The following is a 19,918-nucleotide window of genomic DNA, read 5'->3' on the forward strand; positions in this document are numbered from 1 at the left end:
GATTCGCAGACCGGCTGATCCAACCCAACGCCGGCGAGCCGTGAGGCTCCCCCGCCAAGGCCCGCCCAATGAAATCAGACGTGCAAAGGCAGTCGCGCACCTGCTCATGCAAGCACACGGGTAGGATCAGATGCAGGCTGCGAAACCTGTTGTCGTGAAGTACACGACAAAACGAGTTTAAACATATCGCGTTGCGAGCGATCACCCGAACGAGCTAAAACGCGTACGCGGCAACCAATTCCGAAATTGCCCAATGATCTGCCAGAGCAAAAGACTACGACGCAGAAGAAACTTCCGCAGAAATCGCAACGAATGATTCGCGAGGCGTGTGCCCGATCCGATTAGCGAGATGCGTGACGACATTTCTGAAAGGCGAGATGTGTCCAGTTGCCTTCAAGAACCAGCGGGCATTTATGGGCCGACGTTGCCCTGCTGAAGTGCGAGCCACGTTTGGTGCGCGGAGCGCATTGAACCTTACCGTCTGTGCGACCTGCGCGAGCCGAAGCCGGTGGGCCTTCGGCGCACACAAATTGGCATGGGCCATCTCCATTGTGCTGAAATGAGAGACGCGCTTGGCGCGCGGGGCGCTTTGAAGTTTATCGGCCGAGCGCCAACGCCGAGGCAAAGCCGACAGTCCGGCCGCGCACAAATTGATGATGCGCCGCCGCGGTCCTGCTGGAATGCAAGAGGCATTTGGCGCGCGGATCGCCTTGAAATCACAGGCAGAGCGGCATCGCCGAGGCGAAGCCGACGGCCCCCACGCGCCCAACTAAAACCACTGGTTTTGAACAGCCCTTCCGGCGAGCGCGGAGCGCGAGGCGGGAAGTATGACGCCCTTGTCACTGCCGCCGAATGTGCGAGAACCCCGATTCCAGATGGACCACTACCGTGACTGCGCGGGGGACCCGCTTCAAGGCTGGCGGTTCAAAGCGGCTTTCTTTGCCTACTTTCTTTGCCGCGGCAAAGAAAGTAGGTGCCGCCCCGCACAGGGGCAACGCTAATAGACCACAAACAAATCAAGGAAAGGCCAACACCAAAAACCACCACCAACAAACAACCTCCTCCGAGCAGGCAAAAGACCCAATCACCTCCCCCCCGACAACCCTCTCTCCAAAGCCGCAACCCCCGCCGGCAAATCCACCTTAACCCCAAGATCAACCATAGTCCGCCCGAGCGCATGCACAGTCCGAAAAAGATTATGTTCCCGACACTGCTCCCCCATCTGCCCAACGCGAACAATCGGCAACCCAAACGACCCCGAAATCTCCACCTGATGCATCCGCGAAATATGCGCACAAACATCCGCAGGACTAAACCGATCAGGCACCTCGATCCCCACAACCGAATTCAACCGACAAGCCTCCGGCGCATACAACCGAAGCCCCATCGCCACAACCCCATCCTGCAACGCCAGCGAACACCTCAAATGCCGAGCAAACCTCTTCTCTAGCGTCTCGGCACACACCAACCGCAAAGCCTCATGCAAAGCCAGAACCCCAGAAACAGGCGCCGTATAGTGATACCCAGCGTTATGCCAAAAATTCTCAGCAAGCGTCGCATCCAGACACCAATGCGCGTTCGGTGCCGTGCGCCCCTTAACCCTCTCCCACGCAGCATCTGAAAACGCAATCAACGACACACCCGGAATCGACGACAACCCCTTCTGCCCACCCGTAATCACCGCATCGATCCCCCAGGCATCCATCTCCAACGGCATCGTGCTCAACGTGCAAACCGCATCGACGATCACCAGCGCGCCGGCCGCTTTCGCCAACGCGGCAATTTCCTTCAGCCGATAATTCCACACCGTATTGGACGTCTCGCCCTGCACCACCGTCACGATCTCAGGCCGCTCGCGCCGGATCGCCTCGGCAATCTCTTCGAGGCTCGCCACCGTCCGGTCGGCAACATCGAGCGTGCTCACCCGCGCGCCGACGCGCCGGCCCATCTCCGCCATCCGTTCGCTGAAGAAGCCGTTCTTGATGGACAGCACCCGCGTGCCTTCCCACGCCAGGTTCGAGATCGCCATCTCCATCGCGGCCGAGCCGGGTCCGGCCACACCCAGCACCCATTTCGAATTCGTCTGGAACACATAGCGCGCCATCGACTTCACCTGCCCAATCACCTTCACCATCGTTGCGCCCAGGTGATTGATCACGATCGCATTGGCCTTCGCCACGGCCGCGGGAATCGGCACGGGGCCGGCGCCCATCATCAGGAGCGGCTCTTCGGGAAGAATGGCGTCGAGCGACTCGACAACCGGACAGGGCACTGCAAAAGAGGCGGATGTGAATGATGAAGTCGGCATGATGATCGGTACGTGAATGTCAGGACGCAAAGGAGCAAACGGCCCCGCCAGCATGGACGCTGGCGAGGCCGCGTGTTCGATCATTCACCGATCCGCGCAGTTGCGCAAGTTTTTTGACTATGCGTGACGCCACGACACCGTCGACAAAGCCGTCATTTCACCGTGGTCTTGTCGAGTTTCTTGCCGGTCGCCGCGTTGAAACGCTCGACATACTCCTCGATCAGCTTGCGCAACGCGCGCCCGATCTGCCGGTAGTCGGCTTCGTTCAGGTTCGCCAACGACACGCGCCCCGACGGATGCTGCGTGCCGAAGCCAAGCCCCGGCAGCAGCACGACCCGCGCCTCGCGAGCGAGGCGGAACAGCATTTCGGATGGCTGCGTGTTCTTCAGCAGCCAATCAACGAACTCGCGCCCGAACATCCGCTCGCCGAGGAATTCGACGTCGAGAATCGTGTAGTAGTCGACCTGATTCGGATCATCGTCCTCGAAGGAAATGCCGACCTCTTCGTAAAGCGCCTGCTTGCGCTTGCGAATCAAACGCTTCAACGCGTTCTTGTAGGCGTCCGGCGTGTCCATCAACGAGAACAGCGAAAACAGCACCATCTGCACCTGCTGCGGCGTCGACAGACCCGCGGTGTGATTCAGCGCGACCGTGCGGCTGTCGGCCACCAGCCGGTCGATGAACTTGAGCTTGTCCGGCTCCGTCGTGATCGATTCGTAGCGCTCGTGCAACTGCTTCTTCGTGTCTTTCGGCAACTCGGCGATCAGCTTGTCGAGCACGTTGTCGCGATGCGTCGCGATCGTGCCGAGGCGCCAGCCGGTCGCGCCGAAATATTTCGAGTACGAATACACGAGAATGGTGTTCTTCGGCGCGAGCGCGAACAGCGACACGAAGTCGTCGGCAAAGGTGCCGTACACGTCGTCGGTCAGCAGGATCAGATCGGGCCGTTCCTTGACGATCTCGGCAATGTATTGAAGGCTTTCGTCATTGATCTTCACCGAAGGCGGATTGCTCGGGTTCACGAGAAAGAACGCCTTCACCTTCGGATCGCGCAGCTTGTCGAGTTCCTTCTTCGAATACTGCCAGCCATTGGCCACGTCGGCTTCGAGATTGACGACGTTCAACCGGTAGTCGTTCAGGCGCGGAATCTCGATGTACGGCGTGAAGATCGGCATGCCGAGCGCGATCGTGTCGCCCGCCTTGATCAGGTGATTCTCGCGCAGCGTGTTGAAGATATACGTCATCGCGGCCGTACCGCCTTCCACCGCGAATATGTCGAATTCGCCGACAAAAGGATGGTCGCCGATCATCTCCTTGCGCAGATACTGCCCGACGATCAGTTCGGACAGCTTCAGCATGCGGTCCGGCACCGGGTAGTTGGAAGCGAGAATGCCCTCGCACATTTCATACAGAAAGTCGCCGGCGGAGTAACCCAGCTGATCGCGCACGTACGACACCGCACCGCGCAGAAAGTCGATGCCGGCCACGCCCTTGTTCTCGCGCAGGAATAGATCGAAGCGTTCCTCGAGGCCGTCGTGCCGCGGAAAGCCGCCCACGCCCTCAGGCATGTAGGCAAACGAGCGCTCCGATTCGCGCATCGCAAAGAGACCGAGTTGCCAGAAGCCGTGGCGCGGAATCGTCGCGAGAAAATTCGGGTTGCCGCGGCCGGCGTTGAGCATCGACGCATTGGCGGGACGTTCCACGGCGCTGCCACCCGCCGCCTTGATCAGTTCATCCTTCAACTCGAACGGGCTGAGTGCCGACATGCCCGGTTGCGCCATATCCGCACGTTTCTTGTCGCCCTTCTCTTTTGCCATGATGCGTTCTCCAATGAGCCTGGTGAAAGATGCCGGCGCGGCGAACGATCGCCCGTTAGCGCCGGCGTAACAGAGATCGATAGACGCGCGCTACACGAGCCCGACCACGAGCGGGCCGAGCAGTGTCAACGCGACGTTCGCGATCGCGTACGTGATCGCGAACGGCACGGTCGGCACGGCGCTTTCCGCCTTGTCGAGCACGCCGCCGAAGGCCGGATTCGCACTGCGCGAGCCGGTCAGCGCCCCCGCGAGAATGGCCGCGTTGTTGTACTTCAGCACGTAGCGGCCGAACAGCATGGTGAGCAACAACGGAAACAACGTGACGAACACGCCGAGCAGGAAGATCGTCAAGCCGCTCTGTTTGACGGTGACCACGGCCTGCAGGCCGGAGTTCAAACCGACCACCGCCACGAAGGCCGCGAGGCCGAAGTCCTTCAGCAGTTGCGAGGCCGCCGTCGGCATCACGCCATACATCGGATACTTGCCGCGCATCCAGCCGAACAGCAGACCGGCCAGCAGGCAGCCGCCACCCGAGCCGAGCGTGAGCGGAATGCCGGCGACGTCGACGACGATCAGCCCGATCAGCAGACCGAGTACGAGGCCGACGCCCATGTAGATGAAGTCGGTCTTGTTGGTGTACGGCAGTTCGTAGCCGGCTGCCTCGACAGCGCGCTTGGTGTCTTTCGGCGAACCGTAGAAAGTGATGACATCGCCGTGCTCCAGGATGGTTTCCGGCAGGACCGGCAGTGGCTGACCGGCGCGCGAAATACTCTGGATGTAGACGCCGTGCCGCATATCGCGATCCACCACTTGCCGCGCGGCGGCGATCGTCGTGTGGTTCATGCCCTTGCGCGTGAACACGCCTTCGCGTGTCTGCATGACGACGCCGACATCTTCGACGGCGGCAACCTCGCCGCCGGCCGCGCCGAATTCGACCACGGCCTCGCGGCGCCCCACCACGAGCACCACGTCGTTGGGTTTCAGCACCAGATCGGGCGCCGGGTCGAGCGGCTGGCCGTCACGCTTGATCCGCTCGATCGTCAACAGGTCTCGATGCTGCGTCTCGACGGCTTTCACCGTTTTCCCGGCGCTGACATCGATCGTGTACGCGCGGCCGACCATCTCGGGCAGCGCGGAGAGTTGCCCCGGCCCGCTGGCCGTCGCACCCGCGGTCAGTTCGCGTTCCACTTCGAGCGAGGCATCGCGCAAACTTTGGCCCATGAATTTGGGCAGGATATTCACGCACACGATGATCGCGCCCAACGAGCCGAACACATAGGTCACCGCGTAGGCGATCGCCACGTCCGATTGCAGCGACTTGACCTGATCGGCGGGCAGGCCGAGACGCGCAATCGCGTCGCCCGCCGTGCCGATAATCGCCGATTGAGTCAGCGCGCCGCCCGCGAGTCCGGCGGCGAGCCCCTTGTTCAGGTGGAACAGCTTCGCGCACACCACCACGGTGATCAGCGCGGTGACTGCCAGAAAGACCGCCATCGCGATCTCACGCAGGGTCTTGCGGTTCAGCGAGTTGAAGAAGCCCGGGCCGGAGTCGTAGCCGACCGCGTAGATGAAGACGGCGAACATGACCGACTTCACGCCGTTGTCGATCGTCACGCCCGCCTGACTGATCACCACCGCGGCCAGCAGCGACCCGCCCACGCCGCCCAGCTGAAACTTGCCGAAGTTGATCTGTCCGATGAAGTACCCGGCCGCGAGCGACAGAAACAGCGCCATCTCCGGTGATTTCTGAAAAATATGATGTAGCCAGTCCATCGTGCCCTCGCTGGATAGTTTGCGATACTGAGTACTGGTTGCTGCCTGCGCAGGCGAAGCGCAATCGTGTCGCGCCGCGCGTGCCGTCTGCTGCATCGGCCAAACGTGGCATGGCTTGTCACGCCCGGCACATCTGGCCGCCTAGTGGAATTTCCCGGCGAGGCCGACTACCACCGGCCCCATTAGCGGCAACAGAATGTTCGAGAGTGCATACGTGATCGTGTAGCCGATCACCGGGGTGGAGTTGCCGGTAACGCCCACCAGTGCGCTGATCGCTGGCGTGCTGCATTGCTGGCCTGCGATCGCGCCGAGCAGCATGGGCGCCTCGAGCTTGAGAAACATGCGGCCGATCCAGAGCGACAGCAGACCGGGCACGAGCACCATCAGAATCCCGGCCACCGGCAATGCGAGTCCGTACTCGCGCACCAGCTTGATGGCGTCCGGTCCCGCCGACAAACCCACCGCGGCGATGAAAGTGGCGAGGCCGAAGTCCTTGAGGATTTGCGCCGCCGCCGAAGGCAGCGAGCCGATCACCGGATAACGCGAACGGATCCAGCCGAACAGCAGCCCCGACAGCAGACAGCCACCGCCCGTGCCGAGCGCGATCGACACGCCGCCGACCCGCCCGCCGAGATGACCGATCGCCATGCCGACCAGCACGCCGAGCCCCAGATAAACGAAGTCGGTCTTCTGCGTGGCCGCGACCACGTAGCCCAGACGCTTCGCGCCGCGCAGGACATCCGCCTTGCCGCCCACCAGCGTGAGCACGTCGCCGCGATTGAGTTCGGTGCCGGGCAGCGCGGGCACTGTGGTCTCGAGTCGCGTGACCGCCGCGATGTAGACGCCGCGGCCGTTTTCGGGCGCCGCCTGCTCGCGCACCTGCGCGACCGTGAGTCCGTGCAGGTCGCGGCGTGTCAGCACGACGTCGAGCTTCTCGGCCATCACCTGGCCGAAGTCCGCGCCGTCCACTTCGGCACCGAGACCTGCGGCGGCCGCCACGATCGCTTCGCGCCGCCCGCCCACCAGAATGACGTCGCCTCGCGTGAGCGTGAGTTGCGGTTCGGCGGGCACCTCCGCGCCATTGCGCCGGACCCGCTCGACCGTCAGGTTGAAGCCGTACTGCTGTTCGAATGCCCGGATCGTCGTGCCGGCCGCCGCGCCGACTTCGAACGCGCGGCCCACGAGCGCCGGCGCGGCAGCGCGCTGACCCTCGCCATACGCGCCGTCGCCACCGAGCTTGCGCCACACGCGCTCGGCTTCGTCGCGCAGATTGACGCGCAACAGCAGCGGCGCGAACTGGCTGGTGAAGAGCACGATGGTGATCAGGCCGAACAGGTAGCTCACGCTGTACGCGGTCACGATGTTGGCCTGCAAGCGCAGCGTTTCGGAATCGCTGAAGCCGAGCTTGGAAATCGCCTCGGACGCCGTGCCGATCACGGCCGACTCCGTCGCCGCGCCGGCCAGTAGACCGGCCGCCGTGCCGGCGTCGAGCCGCATGACGACCACGGCGATCATGATCAGCGCCAGCACGGAAACGATCTCGACCACCGACAGCAGACCGTAGCGCCAGCCGCGCCCGACATTGGCGAAGAACTGCGGTCCGCCGGTGAAGCCCAGCGCGAAGATGAACAACGCGAACGCGATGTTCTTCAGATCGGGAGCGAGGCGTGCGCCTGTCTGGCCCAATAGCAACGCGACGATCAACGTGCCGCACACGCCGCCCAGCTGAATGGGTCCGATGCGGAACGAGCCAATGAAATATCCGATTGCAAGGCTTGCGAACAGCGCGATCTCGGGTTGAGATCTCAGCAATTCACCGATCATGTTGGTTCGCCGATTTTTGGGTTGATTGGCAGGATGCCGAAAGATTCATTCCCCAAATACCAATGAATTCATTTTCACCCAGTATGTCGCGCCACATTACTCAACCGGCATAGCGACTGAGTGAAAACACAATTTATGGCAATTGAATGACGCGAATCGCGTCCAAGGGGAGATGCCGCATTGCAACGGCGACCGTGGCGGTGGAACGGATTTTCGATAGCTCGACAGTCACTCTTTCCTCGCGAAGTAGCCCAACGCCGTGAAAAAGACTTAGTCTGCTGATGGCCAATTATTACAGCATGAGTGAACATGCTTTCTTAAGACTGCTTTTTTAATAAATATTGTAGTTCGGCGAAGCTGTCAATATTATTTTCAACTCCTGGCCAATTCATCTTCGCAAAAAATGATCTTTAGCATTGGCACGCCATCTTCGGAGTCCGACATGCGCATGATTCTTTTCAGCAGCCGCCAGTACGACAGCGACACGTTCAGCGAAGCCAATGCGTCACACTGCTATGAGCTGCATTTCCAGGAATCACACCTCGACAGCGAGACCGCCGTCCTCGCCCAAGGCTATGAAGTGGTGTGCCCGTTCGTCAACGACAGCGTCGATGCGGCGGTACTGGAGCGGCTCCATGCCGGCGGCACGCGCATGATCGCGCTGCGCTCGGCGGGCTTCAATCACGTCGATCTGGCCGCGGCCGAACGCCTCGACATCACCGTCGCGCGGGTGCCCGCCTACTCGCCGCACGCCGTGGCCGAGCATGCGGTCGGCTTGATCCTGGCGCTGAACCGGCGTTTGCCGCGCGCCGCCGCACGCACGCGCGAAGGCGACTTTTCGCTGCATGGACTGCTCGGCTTCGATCTGCACGGCAAGACCGTGGGCGTGATCGGCACCGGCATGATCGGTCGCGTGTTCGGCCGCATCATGGCGGGCTTCGGCATGCAGGTGCTGGCGCACGATCCCGGCACGCCCGCCGACGACCTGCTCGCGCTCGGCGCCCGCTATGTGCCGCTCGACACGCTGCTCGCCGAGTCCGACGTCGTCAGCCTGCATTGTCCGCTGGTGGCGGGCACGTACCACCTGATCGACGCCGCCGCGCTCGCGAAGATGAAGCGCGGCGCGATGCTGATCAACACGGGCCGCGGCGGTCTCGTCGAAAGCAATGCATTGATCGGCGCGTTGAAGGACGGCCAGCTCGGCCACCTCGGGCTCGACGTTTATGAAGAAGAAGGCGGCCTGTTCTTCGAGGATCACTCGAACCTCCCGTTGCAGGATGACGTGCTGGCGCGCCTGCTGATGTTCCCGAACGTGATCGTCACCGCGCACCAGGCGTTCTTCACCCGCGAGGCGATGAGCGAGATCGCCCAGACCACGCTCGCGAACGTCGCGGCGTGGCAGGCCGGCACGCCGCGCAACGTGGTGCGCGCGGCGGTTTAGATTCCACTGCTGGTGTTTTGCGGTGTCGCTTGGATCGCTTTGCGCGCGCCCGCTTAAACGCCGCTACTGCTGTTCAGCGAAGTCGCGCAGACCAGCGTGCGCCCGCCCGTTAAGCGCCGATACCTTAGGCACCGCCGCTGTGGTTCAGCGAAGTCGCGCGTAGATCGCTTTGCGCGCGCCCGCTTAAACTCCGCCGCTGCCGTTCAGCGGCGTCGCGCGGACCGCCGTGCGCGCGTCGTCTGCCGCGCCGCAAAGCTCACGCAGCAACATCGCTTCGCGCTCATGCACTTCCACCGGAAACCAGCGCGCGCCCGCGTCGGCCAGATAGCGTGCGCGATGCTGGCCATTGCGGAAGGCCACCACGCCCTCGCGCTCCAGCCCGAACCAGCCGAGCAGACCCGGCCCGCGACGCGTCGAGATCGTCACGTACGGCATCTGCGGAATGCGCGGGTTCTCCGGATCGAGAAACTCGCGAATGCCGCGCACCTTGCCGGAATGCCATTCGGCGACCGGCTTCAAGACATAATCGGTGTTGTCGCGATCGGCGCACACGAGCAGCTTGCGCACGTCGACGAGCACGACCTGATGGCGCGTGCCATCCGTGACGAAGACGCGTTTCAGGCGCACATGGTCGTACCATGAATGCTCTTGCAGCGGCACGGTCCAGACCGTCTCGGCACAAGCCGGCGCGGCGGTTGACGATGAATTGGACAAGGGCAAAGGCAGGCTCGATAAGCCGGCGAAATATCGCCAGCGCGTTAGGAGAGCGCTAAAGCTACGAGCCGATTGTGAAAGAAGCATGACAGGCCACGGTATTAACTACGCTGCATGAACACACCGCGCGAAAACCCGAATGAGCAGGTAACGCGGATCGATACGGAGACAACGATGGTAACCACGCATAATTTCAATGACCACGTGCGCATCGAAGCTAATGAGGATATCGGCGTCGCCACGATCGTTCTTGAGCGGCCCGCGCGTCGCAATGCCGTCGACCGTCCTGTCGCGCAAGCGCTCAGCGCCGCGTTCGCCCGCTTCGAAGCGGAGCCGGCCTGGCGCGCGGCGGTGCTGTTCGGCGCGGGCGGCACCTTCTGCGCCGGCGCGGACCTGACCGCTCTCGCCGACGACACCCGCCGCAACGAGCTACACGCCGACGGTCGCGGCCCCGGACCGATGGGACCGACGCGCACGAGCTTCAGCAAGCCGGTCGTTGCCGCGATTGCGGGCTATGCGGTCGCGGGCGGTCTGGAATTGGCCGCAATGTGCGATCTGAGAGTGGTCGAAGACGACGCGGTGCTCGGCGTATTCTGCCGCCGCGTGGGGATTCCGTTGATCGACGGCGGCACGATCCGCCTGCCGCGTCTGATCGGGCTGTCACGCGCGCTGGACCTGATTCTGACCGGCCGCGCGGTGAGCGCGCAGGAAGCGCTCAGCTTCGGCCTCGCCAACCGCGTCGTTGCCAAAGGCACGGCACGCGCGGCAGCCGAACAGCTGGCGGCGGAGCTCGCCGCGTTGCCGCAGGCGGCGTTGCTCGCCGATCGCCGCTCCGTGCTGGAAAACAGCATGCTCGATGATTTCGCGGAAGCACTGCGTCGCGAAGGCGCGGGCGGCTATCAGGCCGTCTTCGAAGAAGGCGTGGCCGGCGCGGCGCGTTTCGCCGGAGGCGCAGGCCGCCACGGCAACATCTTCGATACCGGCGACGGCCCACGTTAGCCAAAAAGCGAGTTCGAGCCGCCGCGGTTTTCAGCGAAAAACAACAACGGCCCTGACGCTCAGCAAGGCTGTTTTGACTTAGGTAGAATCCCCTACTGCTTTACCCCCTTGTCCGGCGCACGCGTTCTCGCCCCGAAAACGCGCGCCGGCCGCGCGACGTTCCCCCGTCGCGCCGATTCACGCTCCTTCATCATGCCTCTGCCTCTGCTCGCCCTTGCCGTTGCCGCTTTTGGAATCGGTACCACCGAATTCGTGATCATGGGGCTGCTGCCCGATGTCGCGCGCGACCTGGCCGTCTCGATCCCGGCGGCCGGCATGCTGGTGTCGGCGTATGCGCTCGGTGTCACCATCGGCGCGCCGATCGTCGCGATCGCGGTTGCCAACATGCCGCGCAAGAAGGCGCTGATGAGTCTGATCGGCGTGTTCATCGTCGGCAATCTGCTGTGCGCGGTTGCGCCGGGTTACGCGGTGCTGATGGCCGCGCGCATCGTCACGGCGTTCTGCCATGGCGCGTTCTTCGGCATCGGTTCGGTGGTGGCTGCCGGCCTCGTCGCGCCGAACCGCCGTGCGCAAGCCATCGCGCTGATGTTCACGGGCCTCACGCTCGCCAACGTGCTGGGCGTGCCGCTCGGCACCGCGCTCGGCCAGGCGGTGGGCTGGCGCGCCACCTTCTGGGCGGTGACGGGCATCGGCCTCGTCGCGGCAGCCGCGCTCGCCGTGTGCCTGCCGGCGAAGATCGAGATGCAGAAGGCGAGCCTCGTCCGCGAATTCAGCGTGTTGAAGAACCCGCAAGTGCTGATGGTGCTCGGCATCAGCGTGCTCGCATCGGCGAGTCTCTTTTCCACCTTCACGTACATCACGCCGATTCTCGAAGACGTGACCGGCTTTACGCCGCATGCCGTGACCCTCGTGTTGCTGCTGTTCGGTCTCGGCCTGACGGTGGGCAGCACGCTCGGCGGCAAGCTCGCCGACTGGCGGCTGATGCCTTCGCTGGTGGCGTTTCTGCTCGCCATCGTCGTCATCCTGACCATCTTTGCCGGCACCATGCATGCCGAAATTCCGGCGATGATCACGATTTTCGCCTGGGGCGTTCTGGCTTTCGCCATCGTGCCGCCGCTGCAAATGCTGATCGTCGACCGCGCGAGCCATGCGCCGAATCTGGCTTCGACCTTGAACCAGGGCGCCTTCAACCTCGGCAATGCGACGGGCGCGTGGCTCGGCGGCATGGCGATCGGCGCGGGCGCGCCGCTCACGACGCTGCCGTGGGTCGGCGTGGCGACCTCGATCGGCGCGCTCGTGCTGACGCTGTGGTCGGTGTCGATCGACCGGCGCGCGCAACGGGTCGCCGTGGCGGGCTGATTGGCCTGATCGGCGCCCTTATCGCCGCTTATCCGTACCCTGCGCGACGACTCACGGCCACACTCGTGCCGGCGAGTTGGCGCAGCAACGGCTCACATCGCAACCTCGATCCAGACTGCGCATGACTCGCGGCCGTAGTAGCATCTCGGCCGATGAAAGTCATCCTCACTCGCGATTTCCTCGCTTTGATCCTCAGTGTCGCCGTTGTCGGACTCGGCAGCGGCGCGACACTTCCCCTCACTGCCCTCGCGCTCACACAAGCCGGCTATGGCACCGACGTGGTCGGTCTGCTGACGGCCGCGCAAGCGGGCGGCGGGCTCGTCATCGTGCCGCTCGCCGGCTGGATCGCGGCGCGCTTCGGCGGCCGCCAGGTGATCGTCGGTGCCGTGCTGGTGGTGGCGCTCGCCACCGCGCTGATGCAACTCACCGCGAACCTGTGGCTCTGGGCCGTGTTGCGCGTGCTGTGCGGCGCGGCACTGATGCTCCTCTTCACGATCGGCGAAGCCTGGGTCAACCAGTTGGCCGACGACGCCTCGCGCGGCCGCGTCGTCGCCATCTACGCCACCAACTTCACGCTGTTCCAGATGGCGGGGCCGGTGCTGGTGAGTCAAATCGCGGGCTTCGCGCACTGGCGCTTCCTGCTGTGCGGCGCGCTCTTCCTGCTGGCGCTGCCGATGCTTGCCGCGATCCGCACGACGCCCCAAGCCTCCGACGACGAGCACGCGGCGCACGGCAGCTGGCGTCGTGTCTTACCGCAGATGCCGGCGCTCGTGATCGGCACCGGCTTCTTCGCGTTGTTCGACACGATCGCGCTCTCGTTGCTGCCGCTCTTCGCGATGTCGCACGGCATCACGAGCGAGGTGGCCGTGCTGTTCGCCTCGGCTCTGCTGCTCGGCGATACGACGATGCAGTTTCCGATCGGCTGGCTCGCCGACCGGCTCGGCCGCGAGCGGGTGCATATAGGTTGCGGTGTGGTCGTCGTAGCGTTACTGCCGTTTCTGCCTTGGGCGGTCACTTCACCGTGGCTTTGCTGGCCGCTGCTCTATGTGCTCGGCGCGGCGGCAGGCGCGATCTACACGCTCTCGCTGGTGGCCTGCGGTGAACGCTTTCGCGGTGTCGCGCTGGTGTCGGCCAGCTCGCTTGTTGGCGCCTCGTGGAGCGCGGCCAGTTTCGGCGGCCCGCTGGTGGCCGGTGCGCTGATGAAGAGTGTGGGTAACGACGCGATAGTCGGCGTGCTGCTCGCTGCGGCGTTGGCGTTTCTCGGCGCGGTCTGGTGGGAGAAGCGGCATGCGCCGGTGGGGAGCGTCGGCTGATAGCCTGCCTTGAAGGTGTCACCGCGTCATGATGCGCGAATAGCAAAACGGGGAAGCCGTTCATCCTGGCTTCCCCGTTTTTCGTCATGCGGCTTGCGTGCTGCTCGCGCGGTCTTTCAGCGTCACTTCAACGCCGGCAAAATCTCCCCGGCGCACACACCGAAGCCCACTCGATAACCCTCGCCCTGGCACCAACCCGCGAGCGTCAACTCGTCGCCGTCTTCGATAAAACTGCGCGTGCCGCCTTCCTGCAACTCCAGCGGCTTCTTGCCGTTCCATGTCAGTTCGAGCAGGCTGCCGAACGAATCTTCCGTCGGCCCGCTGATCGTGCCCGAGCCCATCAGGTCGCCCACGCGCGTATTGCAGCCCGATACCGTGTGATGCGCGAGCTGCTGCGCCATCGTCCAGTACATGTGCTTGAAGTTGGTCCGCGTAATCGTGCTCGCCCGCTCTGCCTGCTTTGGGCGCAGCGTCACTTCCAGCGTGATGTCGAAAGCATGCTCGCCGTCGTGGCGCAGGTAGTCGAGCGGCTGCGGTTCCTGCGCCGGCTGTGCGACGCGAAATGGTTCGAGCGCGTCGAGCGTCACGATCCACGGCGAGATCGTGGTCGCGAATGTCTTCGCGTTGAACGGCCCCAGCGGCACATATTCCCATTGCTGGATATCGCGCGCGCTCCAGTCGTTCAGCAGCACCATGCCGAAGATATGCGCTTCGGCATCCGCGCACGCAACCGGCTCGCCCAGGGCGTTGCCAGCGCCGATCACGAAGCCCGTTTCGAGCTCGATATCCAGCTTGCGGCACGCGCCGAACACCGGACGCTCCTGATCCGGCAGCTTCAACTGTCCGTTAGGACGACGCACCGGCGTGCCGCTCACCACCACCGACGACGCGCGTCCGTTGTAGCCGATCGGCATCTCCGACCAGTTCGGCAGCAGCGCATTCTTCGGATCGCGGAACATGGAGCCGACATTCGTCGCATGCTCCTTCGACGAATAGAAATCGGTGTAGCCCGGAATCTGCACCGGCAGATGCAATTGCGCGTCGGCCTGGCGGATCAGCGCGCGGCTGCGCAGCTCGGCGTCGTCGCGCAGCGTCGCGTCATTGCGCGACAGCAGCTTGCTCAACTGAACGCGCACGCTGCGCCATGTGTCGCGTCCCAGCGCGATGAAATCGTTCAACGTGTCGCGTACGAACACGCTCTCGCCCACACCCGATGAAGGCACGCTCAGCAGACCCGCGCTTTCGAGCGCGGCCAGATCGACGATGCTGCCACCGATCGCCACGCCCACGCGGCGCGTCGCATTCAGAGCGTCGCTGAAAATGCCGAACGGCAGATTCTGAATCGAGAAATCATTGCTCGGCTCGTTGGCCGACTCGACCCAGCTTTTGCGCGACGGATCGAGCGTCGCCTGAAGATCGCTCAATGCGTTCATCGTTGCTCCGGATTGAAGTGTTTCTTGAGACCTTGCCAGCACTCGTAGTAATGCGCCTGCAATTGCGCGGTTTCGAGCGCGAAGCGGGTCGGCTTGATCAGCGTGCGCGTCTCGAACATGAAGGCCATCGTGTCGCCGACTTTCATCGGCTTCGACGTGTCGCCATGCGAGGCTTTTTCGAACGTGTCCGCGTCCGGGCCGTGACCCGTCATGCAGTTATGCAGACTCCCGCCGCCCGGCAAGAAACCCTCGGCCTTCGCGTCGTACACGCCGTGCACGAGACCCATGAACTCGCTCGCGACGTTGCGATGGAACCAGGGCGGGCGGAACGTATCTTCGGCGGCCAGCCAGCGCGGCGGGAAGATCACGAAGTCGATCGCATCGACGCCCGGCGTATCGCTTTGCGATTGCAGCACCAGAAAGATCGACGGGTCCGGATGGTCGAAGCTGATCGAGCCGATCGTGTTGAAGCGGCGCAGATCGTACTTGTACGGTGCGTAATTGCCGTGCCACGCCACCACGTCGAGCGGCGAATGGCCAATGTCCGCGCGCCACAGGTTGCCGTTCAGCTTGGCGACGAGTTCGAACTTGCCTTCACGATCCTCGTAGGCCGCATGCGGCGTGAGGAAATCGCGCGGATTGGCGAGGCCGTTCGAGCCGATCGGGCCAAGATCCGGCAAACGCAGCAACGCCCCGAAGTTCTCGCAGATATAGCCGCGCGCCGTACCATCCGGCAGGCTCACCGCGAAGCGCACGCCGCGCGGTATCACCACGATCTCGAACGGCTCGACGTCGAGCCGGCCCATTTCGGTGGCGATATGGAGGCGCCCTTGCTGCGGCACGATCAGCAATTCGCCGTCGGCGCTGTAGAAGAAGCGGTCCTGCATCGAGCGGTTCGCCGCGTACAGATGAATCGCGCAACCGCTCATCGATTCCGCCGCGCCGTTGCCGGCCATCGTCACCCAGCCGTCGACGAAGTCGGTCGGTTCGGCGGGCATCGGCAGCGGGTCCCAACGCAACTGGTTCGGCGGTGTCGGTGGCACCTCGGCGAAGTTGGCGACGAGTCGCTCCGCAGGCAACTGCGTGAACGGCCTGTGCACAGCCGCCGGACGAATCCGGTACAGCCACGAGCGGCGATTGTGACCGCGCGGCGCAGTGAACGCCGTGCCCGACACCTGTTCGGCGTACAGACCATAGGGCGCGCGTTGCGGCGAGTTGCGGCCTTCGGGCAACGCGCCCGGCAGAGCTTCCGTCGCGAATTCGTTCGCGAAGCCCGACTGATAGCCCGGCTCGATTTCAAGCCGCGAACTGGCGGTGTTAGGCGTACGTGTTTGGGTATCCATGCAAGGTTCTCCGTTGATACTCGATCTCGTCATCTCACGCGGTCTGCGCCTCGGACGGGCGGCCGCGTTGGCGCGTCGCCGCGGCCAGCGCGATCACCAGCAGCGCGGAGCACAGCACCGGCACGGCCGCCGCATGAAACAGCGACGCGTTCGACCAATTGAGCGCAATCAGTTGACCGCCGATTAGCGGCCCGATCACCGACCCGATCCGGCCAATGCCGAGGCTCCAGCCGATCCCTGTCGAGCGCAGCGTGGTCGGATAAAAATGGCCCGCCAGCGCGTTGACCGCCGGCTGTCCGCCGACCACGCAGAAGCCGCCCGCGAACACAACGATCAACAACCACGGCAACGCATGCGCTACCGTGCCGATCGTGCCGACCGCCAGCGCCGCGCCCACGAAACAGACGAACAGCACGTGCACAAAACCGAAGCGTTCGATAAACCAGCCGAGCAGCAAGGTGCCGACCACGCCGCCCGTTTGCAGCACCGTGCCGACGATCACCGCCGTGCTCGGCGAATAGCCGGCGTCGCGCATCACGGTGGGCAGCCAGTTCGACAGGAAATACAGATCGATCAGGTTCATGAAGCTGATCGCCCACAGAATCAAGGTCACCGGGCGACGGCCGGCGCGGAACAGTTCAGCGACCGGCGCGCCGTCGTTGCCCTTCTCACGCACGACGAGACGCGTGTTCGCATCGATCGTCAGCGCAGGGTTGAACTTCGCGAGCCAGCGCAAGGCGCGCTCGCTGCGGCCCTTGAGCACCAGGAATTGCAGCGACTCCGGCAGCGCGGCAAGCATGGCCAGCGCGAGCAGCAACGGCACTGCGCCGCCAACCCAGAAGACCGCGCGCCAACCGTAGGCCGGAATCAGCGCGGCGCTGATGAAGCCGCCGAGCGCCGCACCCAGCGTGAAGCCGCACGACACCAGCATCATGCGCTTGACGCGATGCGCGGGTGTCGAGAATTCGCCGACCAGTGCCATCGCGTTCGGCATGATGCAGCCGAGTCCGAGCCCGGTGATGAAGCGCAGTGCGATCAAGGCAGGGATCGTCGTGACAAAAGGCGTGGCCAGCATCGACAGCGCGAAGAAAAACGTCGAGCCGATCAGCACCGGACGGCGGCCGACGCGGTCAGCCAGCACCGACAGCCCGAGCGCGCCGAGCAGCATGCCGAACAGACTGGCGCTGAACACCGGACCGAGCGCCGCTTTCGACACATGCCATTCGCCGATCACGCTCGGCGCGACGTAGCCCATGGCCTGCGCGTCGAAACCGTCGATCACGAGGCACAGCCCGCATAGAACGAGCAGCATCAGCTGGAATGCCGGGTGATGCGTTTCGCCGAGCACGCGCTCGACTTCGATGACGTTCGCGGCGGCCGCCGCCGGTTTAGCGCTCATTGGGTCGTCTCCCCTCTTGCTGATTGGGTGGTTGGGCGGCGGTGCGGCCGAACCGGCCCAGAAGCGCGCGTGTCCGGTACATGCAGGCCACGCGGCACAAATATTCCCGCCATCGCAGGTGCGCTACGATTTACGTATGGTAAAACTAATTACGGATAGTGAAATTAACGTATACCCTGAAAAACCGCTGCGCAAACGCGCCGTGGCCCGTGGATACGAGCGTTCGGCGGATAACGTTATGAGCAATTTGTTCATGTGAGCGCGGTGCGGACTGCTACCATCAATGGATGCGGCAACCGGATTGCGTTGCCGCGCGCCTCTCCATCGCCATCCATACGTCTACATGATTCCGCCGACCATCCCCGCTCTCATTGCCCGCGCCGCCGATCATCCGTTTCTCGGCGCGCATCTGGCGATGGGGCAAGGCCTGCATCACGACGTCGCGCTGGCGCGGTTCGAAGAGCTGGAACTCGCCAGCGCCTACGAGCCGATCTTCGATATCAGCGTGCATGCGTTGGCGCAGTCGCTTTCGTCCGGGGCCGAGGGGGTTGACCGGTTCGGCGACGAACTCGGCTTTCAGGCTGTCACGCACCTGCTCGACGCTGCGCCGTCCGACGTGTTCGATCCGTTCGACCGGATCGCCGACGATCGGGATCTCGTCGAACTCGACCGCATGTCACGCGCGCTGCACGCCATCAATTTCTTCGGCGCGCAGCGGCATGGGCTGCTCTTTCTTCGAGTACACGAGCGGCTGCTCAAGAGTGTGAAGTACGACCACGGGCGGCATTTTTCGACCGTGCTGGTGTCGTTCGGATTGAACCCGTCGCGGGTGGTGATCGAGTTGCCGGCTGCGGCGGTCGCGCACAAGACTTTTCTCGGCTATCTGACCAAGAGCTATCAGCACTATGGCTTCAAGGTGGCGGGCAATCTGTCCAACGCGGGACAGATTCTGTCGGTGTCGGAGACCGCGCGGCTCGACTTCCTCAAGATGGATGCGGGCACCGCTTTGCGCGATGCGACGGTTAAACCGCTAGTGGGTTATGCCGGCCGCTTGCGGATTCCGCTGATCTTCAATCGTGTGGTGGATGAAGCGCAGTTCGATGCTTTGCAGCAATACGACGTGCGCTTCGTGCAAGGGCCGTTGTTCAATGCGCATTATCACGACCGGGCGGTTTGAGTTGGTTGGGCGGTTGGGCGGTTGAGCCGTTGAGCCGTTGAGCCGTTGAGCCGTTGAGCCGTTGAGCCGTTGAGCGGTTGATCTCGTCGAGCCCCGTCGAGCAGACGTGAGCCAAGTCACGTAGCCGCACCCGCGCCGCTTCAGCCCGTATCGCCCAAACGCCGCGCGAGCGCCTTCAGCCGCGGCGCGACATTGTCACGAAACACCTCCTCTCCCATCGACGAAGCCGGCCCGCTGCAACTCAGCACCAGCCAGCGGCCTTCGCGCGGCTCGCGAAACGGCACCGCAACCGCATTGACATCGTCGTGCCACGCGCGGAACGAATAGCAGCAGCGTTGCGCGGCGAAGGCAGCGATTTCTTTCTCCGCATCGGCGACCAGTTCGTCGCCTTCCTTGCCCGCCGCCTTCCGCAGTTCGGCCAGCAATGCGGCGCGCACGTCGAGCGGTTGCACGGCGAGATAGGCGCGCCCCATCGAACTCGTCAACATCGATAGTTTCGAGCCGGAAGCGAGTCCGAGCGTCAACGCGGTTTCACTGCGAATCGTCTCCAGATAAATCATGTCGAGCCCATCGCGGCAACCGAGCGAAACCGCCGCGCCCACCTCGCGCGCGAACGTGCGCATGTGCGGGCGAGCGAGTTCGAGCGTGTCCGTGCCCGAAAGCAGCGCGAAACCGAGCGACAGCACACCGGCGTCGAGCGCATATTTGCCCAAGGTTTCGTCGAGTCGCAGATAGCCGAGCACGGTCAGCGTGTAGGCGAGCCGGTTGACGGTCGCCTTCGGCAAGCCGGTGCGTTCGACGAAATCGCGGTTGCCGAGCATTGTTTCTCCCGGCTTGAACGCGCGCAGCAAATCCAGCCCGCGTGCGAGGGCGACGACGAATTTGCGCTCGTCGAGCGGTTCGGAGGGAGTGGATGCAGGCGTCATGGGGTGATACACTCGGACGTGGTTTGCAAAACATTGTTTCGCATAGCGGAACTTAAGTCAAGCTTCACGCACGTTTAGTCAAGCAAGGAATC

Annotated in this window: 14 protein-coding genes; 5 read left to right on the forward strand and 9 right to left on the reverse strand. The window is 63.6% G+C overall.

Annotated elements, in window-relative coordinates; translation table 11 throughout:
* Positions 1 to 1,084 precede the first annotated feature (1,084 nt).
* The 4 genes from P0D71_RS14385 to aspT (P0D71_RS14400) all read right to left on the reverse strand — a co-directional run bounded on the left by P0D71_RS14385 (position 1,085) and on the right by aspT (P0D71_RS14400) (position 7,722).
* Entirely contained in the window at positions 1,085 to 2,308 is a 1,224-nt protein-coding gene (locus P0D71_RS14385; protein WP_091800780.1) for a pyridoxal-phosphate-dependent aminotransferase family protein, read from the reverse strand.
* Between the two features lie 152 nt (positions 2,309 to 2,460).
* On the reverse strand, positions 2,461 to 4,125 hold the full coding sequence (locus P0D71_RS14390) for a bifunctional aspartate transaminase/aspartate 4-decarboxylase (RefSeq protein WP_408186728.1): 1,665 nt from the start codon (positions 4,123 to 4,125) through the stop codon (positions 2,461 to 2,463).
* Positions 4,126 to 4,215: 90 nt separating this feature from the next.
* Positions 4,216 to 5,898: an aspartate-alanine antiporter gene (aspT, locus tag P0D71_RS14395; protein ID WP_408480673.1), complete on the reverse strand. Its 1,683-nt coding sequence runs from the start codon at positions 5,896 to 5,898 to the stop codon at positions 4,216 to 4,218.
* Between the two features lie 141 nt (positions 5,899 to 6,039).
* Positions 6,040 to 7,722 (reverse strand): aspartate-alanine antiporter, encoded by a 1,683-nt coding sequence (gene aspT, locus P0D71_RS14400; RefSeq protein ID WP_408480675.1) that lies wholly within the window; start codon positions 7,720 to 7,722, stop codon positions 6,040 to 6,042.
* Between the two features lie 442 nt (positions 7,723 to 8,164).
* Here aspT (P0D71_RS14400) and P0D71_RS14405 point away from each other — a divergent pair, with 442 nt between their 5' ends.
* Positions 8,165 to 9,163: a 2-hydroxyacid dehydrogenase gene (locus P0D71_RS14405; protein WP_408480677.1), complete on the forward strand. Its 999-nt coding sequence runs from the start codon at positions 8,165 to 8,167 to the stop codon at positions 9,161 to 9,163.
* Between the two features lie 183 nt (positions 9,164 to 9,346).
* Here P0D71_RS14405 and P0D71_RS14410 read toward each other — a convergent pair whose 3' ends face one another.
* Positions 9,347 to 9,964 carry a plasmid fertility inhibition factor family protein gene (locus P0D71_RS14410; RefSeq protein WP_091796632.1) on the reverse strand — a complete coding sequence of 206 codons (618 nt, stop codon included), beginning with the start codon at positions 9,962 to 9,964 and terminating at the stop codon, positions 9,347 to 9,349.
* Positions 9,965 to 10,051: 87 nt separating this feature from the next.
* On the opposite strand from P0D71_RS14410, the gene P0D71_RS14415 reads away from it, so the two are divergent.
* The 3 genes from P0D71_RS14415 to P0D71_RS14425 all read left to right on the forward strand — a co-directional run bounded on the left by P0D71_RS14415 (position 10,052) and on the right by P0D71_RS14425 (position 13,548).
* Positions 10,052 to 10,876, forward strand: coding sequence for a crotonase/enoyl-CoA hydratase family protein (locus P0D71_RS14415; protein ID WP_408480679.1), 825 nt, complete (start codon positions 10,052 to 10,054; stop codon positions 10,874 to 10,876).
* Between the two features lie 192 nt (positions 10,877 to 11,068).
* Positions 11,069 to 12,235, forward strand: coding sequence for an MFS transporter (locus tag P0D71_RS14420; protein ID WP_091800783.1), 1,167 nt, complete (start codon positions 11,069 to 11,071; stop codon positions 12,233 to 12,235).
* 152 nt (positions 12,236 to 12,387) lie between these two features.
* The gene (locus P0D71_RS14425) at positions 12,388 to 13,548 is read left to right on the forward strand and encodes an MFS transporter (protein ID WP_408480681.1); all 1,161 of its coding nucleotides are present in this window, start codon (positions 12,388 to 12,390) and stop codon (positions 13,546 to 13,548) included.
* A gap of 122 nt (positions 13,549 to 13,670) precedes the next feature.
* Here P0D71_RS14425 and fahA read toward each other — a convergent pair whose 3' ends face one another.
* The 3 genes from fahA to P0D71_RS14440 are packed head-to-tail and all read right to left on the reverse strand — an operon-like array spanning position 13,671 to position 17,723.
* Positions 13,671 to 14,981: a fumarylacetoacetase gene (gene fahA / locus P0D71_RS14430; RefSeq protein ID WP_091796635.1), complete on the reverse strand. Its 1,311-nt coding sequence runs from the start codon at positions 14,979 to 14,981 to the stop codon at positions 13,671 to 13,673.
* Positions 14,978 to 16,324, reverse strand: coding sequence for a homogentisate 1,2-dioxygenase (hmgA, locus tag P0D71_RS14435; RefSeq protein WP_408480684.1), 1,347 nt, complete (start codon positions 16,322 to 16,324; stop codon positions 14,978 to 14,980). Before hmgA ends, fahA begins: the two co-directional genes overlap by 4 nt.
* A gap of 34 nt (positions 16,325 to 16,358) precedes the next feature.
* Entirely contained in the window at positions 16,359 to 17,723 is a 1,365-nt protein-coding gene (locus P0D71_RS14440; RefSeq protein ID WP_408480686.1) for an MFS transporter, read from the reverse strand.
* Between the two features lie 343 nt (positions 17,724 to 18,066).
* On the opposite strand from P0D71_RS14440, the gene P0D71_RS14445 reads away from it, so the two are divergent.
* On the forward strand, positions 18,067 to 18,900 hold the full coding sequence (locus P0D71_RS14445; RefSeq protein WP_091800785.1) for an EAL domain-containing protein: 834 nt from the start codon (positions 18,067 to 18,069) through the stop codon (positions 18,898 to 18,900).
* 140 nt (positions 18,901 to 19,040) lie between these two features.
* On the opposite strand, the gene P0D71_RS14450 is transcribed toward P0D71_RS14445, so the two are convergent.
* Positions 19,041 to 19,826 carry an IclR family transcriptional regulator gene (locus P0D71_RS14450; protein ID WP_091796638.1) on the reverse strand — a complete coding sequence of 262 codons (786 nt, stop codon included), beginning with the start codon at positions 19,824 to 19,826 and terminating at the stop codon, positions 19,041 to 19,043.
* Positions 19,827 to 19,918: the final 92 nt, after the last annotated feature.

The organism is Paraburkholderia sp. RL17-383-BIF-A, from assembly GCF_046028015.1.
Taxonomy (GTDB): Bacteria; Pseudomonadota; Gammaproteobacteria; order Burkholderiales; family Burkholderiaceae; genus Paraburkholderia.

Coding starts and splice junctions, on each gene's coding strand:
- P0D71_RS14390 (WP_408186728.1), bottom strand. CDS start 4,125: ATGGCAAAAGAGAAGGGCGACAAGAAACGTGCGGATATGGCGCAACCG.
- P0D71_RS14405 (WP_408480677.1), top strand. CDS start 8,165: ATGCGCATGATTCTTTTCAGCAGCCGCCAGTACGACAGCGACACGTTC.
- P0D71_RS14440 (WP_408480686.1), bottom strand. CDS start 17,723: ATGAGCGCTAAACCGGCGGCGGCCGCCGCGAACGTCATCGAAGTCGAG.
- P0D71_RS14410 (WP_091796632.1), bottom strand. CDS start 9,964: ATGCTTCTTTCACAATCGGCTCGTAGCTTTAGCGCTCTCCTAACGCGC.
- P0D71_RS14385 (WP_091800780.1), bottom strand. CDS start 2,308: ATGCCGACTTCATCATTCACATCCGCCTCTTTTGCAGTGCCCTGTCCG.
- hmgA (WP_408480684.1), bottom strand. CDS start 16,324: ATGGATACCCAAACACGTACGCCTAACACCGCCAGTTCGCGGCTTGAA.
- fahA (WP_091796635.1), bottom strand. CDS start 14,981: ATGAACGCATTGAGCGATCTTCAGGCGACGCTCGATCCGTCGCGCAAA.
- P0D71_RS14420 (WP_091800783.1), top strand. CDS start 11,069: ATGCCTCTGCCTCTGCTCGCCCTTGCCGTTGCCGCTTTTGGAATCGGT.
- aspT (WP_408480673.1), bottom strand. CDS start 5,898: ATGGACTGGCTACATCATATTTTTCAGAAATCACCGGAGATGGCGCTG.
- P0D71_RS14450 (WP_091796638.1), bottom strand. CDS start 19,826: ATGACGCCTGCATCCACTCCCTCCGAACCGCTCGACGAGCGCAAATTC.
- P0D71_RS14445 (WP_091800785.1), top strand. CDS start 18,067: ATGATTCCGCCGACCATCCCCGCTCTCATTGCCCGCGCCGCCGATCAT.
- P0D71_RS14415 (WP_408480679.1), top strand. CDS start 10,052: ATGGTAACCACGCATAATTTCAATGACCACGTGCGCATCGAAGCTAAT.
- aspT (WP_408480675.1), bottom strand. CDS start 7,722: ATGATCGGTGAATTGCTGAGATCTCAACCCGAGATCGCGCTGTTCGCA.
- P0D71_RS14425 (WP_408480681.1), top strand. CDS start 12,388: ATGAAAGTCATCCTCACTCGCGATTTCCTCGCTTTGATCCTCAGTGTC.